This window comes from Fusibacter sp. (genome assembly GCF_057447755.1).
The window spans coordinates 1-5,756 of sequence record NZ_JBVBZF010000232.1; the positions used below are offsets into that span (position 1 = coordinate 1).

6 protein-coding genes are annotated in these 5,756 nt (G+C 37.4%); all 6 read right to left on the reverse strand.

Going from position 1 to position 5,756, the window contains the following annotated elements; all coding sequences use genetic code 11:
• A partial coding sequence (locus tag AC220I_RS17225; RefSeq protein ID WP_486725101.1) for an SDR family NAD(P)-dependent oxidoreductase occupies positions 1–703 on the reverse strand: 703 nt, incomplete at its 3' end.
• A 90-nt stretch (positions 704–793) separates the two neighbouring features.
• Entirely contained in the window at positions 794–1,456 is a 663-nt protein-coding gene (locus tag AC220I_RS17230) for an HAD family hydrolase (protein WP_486725102.1), read from the reverse strand.
• 193 nt (positions 1,457–1,649) lie between these two features.
• Positions 1,650–2,687, reverse strand: a complete 1,038-nt coding sequence (tdh, locus tag AC220I_RS17235; protein WP_486725103.1) for an L-threonine 3-dehydrogenase — start codon at positions 2,685–2,687, stop codon at positions 1,650–1,652.
• An 84-nt stretch (positions 2,688–2,771) separates the two neighbouring features.
• On the reverse strand, positions 2,772–3,326 hold the full coding sequence (locus AC220I_RS17240) for a helix-turn-helix domain-containing protein (protein ID WP_486725104.1): 555 nt from the start codon (positions 3,324–3,326) through the stop codon (positions 2,772–2,774).
• Between the two features lie 21 nt (positions 3,327–3,347).
• Positions 3,348–4,931 (reverse strand): PAS domain S-box protein, encoded by a 1,584-nt coding sequence (locus tag AC220I_RS17245; protein WP_486725105.1) that lies wholly within the window; start codon positions 4,929–4,931, stop codon positions 3,348–3,350.
• 39 nt (positions 4,932–4,970) lie between these two features.
• On the reverse strand, positions 4,971–5,756 hold a 786-nt coding region (locus AC220I_RS17250; RefSeq protein WP_486725106.1), incomplete at its 5' end, for a hypothetical protein.

Genomic DNA, 5,756 nt, shown 5'->3' on the forward strand with positions numbered 1-5,756 from the left:
AAATCATTTTTTTAGTCATGCCACCATCAATAATTAAATTCGCACCATTGATAAAGTCATTTTCTGGTTCACAGAGAAACAAGCAAGCACTTGAGATATCAGACGGTTTTCCTACTCTACCAGAGGGATGTTGCTTATGATCATTCTCGCTGAGATTCTCAATAGAATTTGTGTGAATCCATCCTGGACTTATTGCATTTACAGTGATTGGCGTATGTGCCAAAGAAACACACAGTGAATTTGTAAAAGATACGATACCACCTTTTGTTGCGCCATATGCCTCCCAATCAGGTTCATTTTGATGCCATCTGGTAGAGGCAATATTGATAATCCGGCCATAGGACTCACCCATGTTTAAACTAATAAACGCCTTTGCCATGAGCATTGGCGCTCTCAGATTAACCGCTAGAACATCATCCAACTCCAAACTGCTAATGTCTTCAATTCTTTTATGAAAAGAGGATATGGCAGCATTATTTATCAAAACATGAGCCGTCTTATAAGTCCTTTTAATTGTTTCAAAAAAATGAAGTATTTCAGCTTCAGACTTAAGATCAACCCTGTAAAAGTCCACCGCATTCGGCATTTCAACATGTTCATTTTTATCGAGAGCGATAACTTGATAGCCTTTTTCAATATAACGTAAACATAAGTCTATACCAATGCCACCACTAGCACCTGTTATGATTGCGATTTTCTTCATTTGATCACCCTTTCAAACATTATTGTGGTTACAGATTCAATATTTCATATTTCATATTTCATATTTCATATTTCACATTCAACATTGCATTTAAATATTAGACTTTGAAATTTCATCATAAAGCATCTCAGCATCAGACACAATAATGCCTGCACCATTTTCTATAAGAAGAGCTTCATCTCTAAAACCCCAGTTCACGCAGATACAATCAATACCAGAATTTTTAGCTGTTTCAATATCCACTTCTGAATCACCAATGTAAACGACCTCATGTTCAAGTAGGCCCATTTCTTCAATGCAAGCCTTTACCATATCCGGGGAAGGCTTGCGATTCAAGCCAGAACGTTCTCCAAGTGCAAACTCAACCCATTGACTAAAATACTGAGCATTTAAAGCTTTTACTGCAGGGTCAATCTTATTGGATACGATGCCGAGCTGATATCCTTCAGCTTTTAGTTTTTGCAAGAGGTCTATTAAGCCATCATAAGGCTTTGTCTTATGATCACAGTTCAAATTATAGAAGGTTTTAAACTCATCCAAAATTGCATCAAACTGGCTATTTTTTTCACCTTCGGGAACACATAGCTCAATCAATCTTTTCACGCCATTTCCAACATACTGTCTCACTTCAGCAAGGGTTTTTTCCTTTAAGTGAAATGCCTTCATTGTATGATTAACAGCGTCCATCAAATCTTCAAGTGAATTTAATAGGGTGCCATCTAGGTCAAAGATAATGCCTTTGTATTTTTTCATTTTTATTCCCTCTTTTCCCTTTTTATGTATCGTATCAGGTTACCAGCGCTCTGTAAAGATGCACTAAGCCTAATCAAATGTCCTGTATCTTTATTTGCCTATCAAGGAAGAGGAGTCTTTAAGCAATTTTTACAAGGCTAAAAAGGGCTTGAAGCCACAAAATACTGTGTGCTTCAAGCCCTAAATTTATATATTAATCCCACTCTAAAATAACTTTACCCGATTGTCCGCTCTTCATGATCTTAAAGCCTTCTTCAAACTGAGTATAGTGCATTTTATGCGTTATAACCTTTGATACATCTAAGCCTGATTGGAGCATAGCCGTCATTTTGTACCAAGTTTCAAACATTTCACGACCGTAAATGCCTTTGATAAATAAGCCACCAAATACGATTTTATTCCAATCCACATTGGTATCAGGTGCTTGAATGCCTAGCATTGCAATCTTTCCACCATGAACCATGTTGTCTACCATATCGTTAAGTGCTGCACCATTACCTGACATTTCAAGACCAACGTCAAAACCTTCCGTCATGCCAAGTTCTGCCATTACATCCACTAATTTTTCTTTTCTTGTATTAACGGTTCTTGTTGCACCAAGTTCTTTAGCAAGTTCTAATCTATAATCATTGATGTCTGTTACTACGACGTGTCTTGCACCAACGTGTCTTGCAACCGCTGCTGCCATCATACCAATTGGACCTGCACCAGTGATAAGAACGTCTTCACCAATAAGGTCGAAAGATAAAGCTGTATGAACCGCGTTTCCAAGTGGATCCATGATGCTTAAGACATCTTCGTCGATACTTTTAGAGCACATCCATACATTGCTTTCTGGAATTGAAGCATATTCTGCAAAAATGCCAGTTCTGTTAACGCCAATACCCACTGTATCTTTACATAAGTGTCTCTTTCCAGCAAGGCAGTTTCTACAAACGCCACAAACAATATGACCTTCACCAGAAACTAAATCACCCACTTTAAACGCCTTTACAAGGGCACCCACCTCTACAACTTCACCGACAAATTCATGTCCGATTGTCATAGGCACTGGAATTGTGTCTTGCGACCATTTATCCCAATTATAAATATGCACATCTGTTCCACAAATGGCTGTCTTTTTCATTTTTACCAGTACATCTTTGTCGCCAACAACTGGCTTATCAACTTCTTCTAACCAAAGTCCTTCTTGAGGAAATTTCTTAACAAGCGCCTTCATCTTCGTGTTCATTTCAGCCTCCAATAAAAAATATCGTACACTATAAAACGGTATTCGTCCGTTATATTGTACGATATCTTGGCGCTTTATGCAAGATTATTCTGAGTAATAAAGCACGATAACCGCCTTAGTTTGGTCATCGCTAATATTCTTATAAACATGTGGTTTATCAGGTACAAAAATCGCCGCATCATCAGTCTCTAGAACGTTTACAGCATTGCCCATTTTCACCTGAAGTCTCCCTTTTGTCACGACAACATACTCTTCAACACCCTTAAAATGAGCATCTGATACATGTTCGCTATCACGATCCAGCTCTATCACATAAATTTCGAATTTTCGCATGGGGTCATAAGGGAAATAGGTAAATAGTCGATACTTGCCATCCTCTTGTTCCACTTCATAGGCATCATTCTTTCTTACAACTCTCATTTGATCCTTTTCTTCATTGAGTAATGATGTAAAAGAAATCTTTAAACCATCTGCAATTTTCCAGATTGTGCCTACCGATGGATTTGCCTCACCTTTTTCAATCTGAGCCAGCATACTCTTGCTAACACCTGTGAGATTCGATAAATCGTTTAATGAAAGATGACGCTCTTCTCTTAGTAATTTTAAATTCCCAGCGATTAAATTATTGATTTCCTTCATTTAAAAACTCCTATAGGTCCTTTATTTAATGGATTGGTCTAAAGCTTTTTTTCGGTTCTTTTCACGATACATACTTTGATCTGCCGCTGATATAAGTTCATCAGTTGTTGTGCCATGGTCTGGATAAAATGATATACCAAGGCTTGCCACTGTACTAAAATAATGGCCATTTATTTCGCAAGGCTCAGACAAGACGTTTCTCAATTGGTCTCTTATTGTTTCCATTTCTAGCCGTGATGCTTGATCCACTAGAAATAAAAACTCATCTCCACCTATTCTTGCAATATGTGCTTTGTCAGCAACTGTTTGCTTAAATCGATCTGCGACAGCAACAAGAAGTAAGTCACCCGTTTCGTGTCCAAAAGTATCATTTACGACTTTGAATTGGTCTAAATCCACATAAATCAGCGCAAATTTATTGAATTCTAAGGCACCCGCTTCATTTTGGGCCAATCTTTCTTCAATTGCTTCATATATAAATTTACGGTTATAGAGGCGGGTCAAAGGATCTGTATTGATCAGCATTTTAAAGTTTTTTAAGGCTTCTTCTTCAATCCTAATATCACGATACATGGCAAAAAAACCCTTAACCTTTCCACCGATCACTACTGGACTTCCGACTGTTTCAACATCTAACAAAGAACCATCTTTGTGTTTCCTTTTGGTTTTAGCCATCATGGTTCTATTTTCCAAAATGACTTTTTTGAACTGATTAGCCTCATTTTCATAGCCTTCAGATATTACCAAATCATTGATATGTTTGCCAATGCATTCACTTTTTGAATAGCCAAAGAGTTCCTCAAATTTAGCATTAATATCTAAAACGACTTCTTGGTCGTCTAAAATAGCCGTTGGAAATAAAGATCTGTTGAAAAGCTGTTCTAAGAACTCCTCTTTTTCATGTAGCAATTTTTCAGTCTTTTTAGCTTCAGTAATATCTTGATAAATAACATAGTTGCCAGTGGTTCGTTTATCAATAATGACCGGATAGGCAATCACATGAACATCTAGCAGTCTACGGTCCTTTGTATGTCTTTTCAAGTTAACCTCAACACGCTCTTGATTCAATACGCGATTAAAAAGCGCCTTGGCTTCTTGAACCTGTGAATCCTCTACCAACAAGGGATCTATTTGACGTCCAATGGCTTCAAGTCTCGTGTAACCAAATAAAGTGACGAAGGCTTCATTTACATCCACAATCTTCCCATCACCATCTAAAATCACAATTGCATCAGGGGCATTATTAAAGAGTTCTCGATTATGGGCAGATATAAATGTGATTTCTTCATATAGGGATTGGTCCTCAATGACCTTGAATTCCATTAGGTGAATATCTTCTGACTCACTTAATGTAGACAAAGCGACTTCTAAAAGAAGCGTATTTCCCTGAAAGTCCAGAATACTCTTAAACTGGTGGTCTGTTCCCTCTTTGAGAATTTCTGATACCAAAGCCTCAAGCACAGCATTATTTTGGATATCCTTGAGGCCATCCAACTTTAAAAGTGCCATAAATGCACGATTACACTCAATAAGGTTCTTGGAGTAGGAAATAATCACAGGGCTCATAATATGGTCAAATATTTTTCGATATAAGTGAAGGTCCATTATAAATCTCCTTGGCATATGGATGTTATTTCATTAGTATTAAACGGACTGATTAAAAATTTCCATCATCAGATCTTTGATAATATGGGGAATACGCTCATATACATCTTGAGTGTAAACGCGTTCGGTAATTTTGTGAAGATCTTTTCCCCATGGTCCAATATTAACCACAGGCATATTTAGTGTGGCTAAGTCCTTAAAGGGAATTTTATAGACCACATCCCATCCGGGGCTATTGGCCTTAATTAAAGCAATATCTTCATCATTGCCTGACCAAGTTGCATAGGATAAATCTGAAATTCCCATGAAATACCCCTGTGATTCAAAGGTCAAATTATATTTTTCAAGGGCAATTTTATTGATGGTTTCTTCAAGTGAGAAAGGTAACTTTCTTGTAATATCCTTATTATTAACATGCGGATAGTAGGGGCCTGATAAGGCCACAATTATGGCTGGGCCTTCAAGATCAATCTTGTCCTGAACAAACTCCACAAGCCGTGTTGTCGCTTCAGGTAATGTAATATTATTCTCAATCAGCAAAACATTAATCTCTTCCTGAAAAGCATCATATTGATTTTCAAAGGACTGTCCTAATTCATCAAGTGCAACTTTATAGACCTGTTCAAAAGTATAGACCCTAGGAACAAATGAAATCTTTGAAGGGGTTTCACCAGTTAATGTACAATAGTTTTCATATGCATCTTCAAAATAGATTAAGGTATCTCTTAACGAACGATTTGCAAGGGATACGAGCTTATCCATAATTTTTTTAGGCGACCTCGTAAAGGTCAGCCAGTTGAAGTAGCCTGTTGCAGCTTCTGGAAT

Coding starts and splice junctions, on each gene's coding strand:
- tdh (WP_486725103.1), bottom strand. CDS start 2,687: ATGAACACGAAGATGAAGGCGCTTGTTAAGAAATTTCCTCAAGAAGGA.
- AC220I_RS17240 (WP_486725104.1), bottom strand. CDS start 3,326: ATGAAGGAAATCAATAATTTAATCGCTGGGAATTTAAAATTACTAAGA.
- AC220I_RS17230 (WP_486725102.1), bottom strand. CDS start 1,456: ATGAAAAAATACAAAGGCATTATCTTTGACCTAGATGGCACCCTATTA.
- AC220I_RS17245 (WP_486725105.1), bottom strand. CDS start 4,931: ATGGACCTTCACTTATATCGAAAAATATTTGACCATATTATGAGCCCT.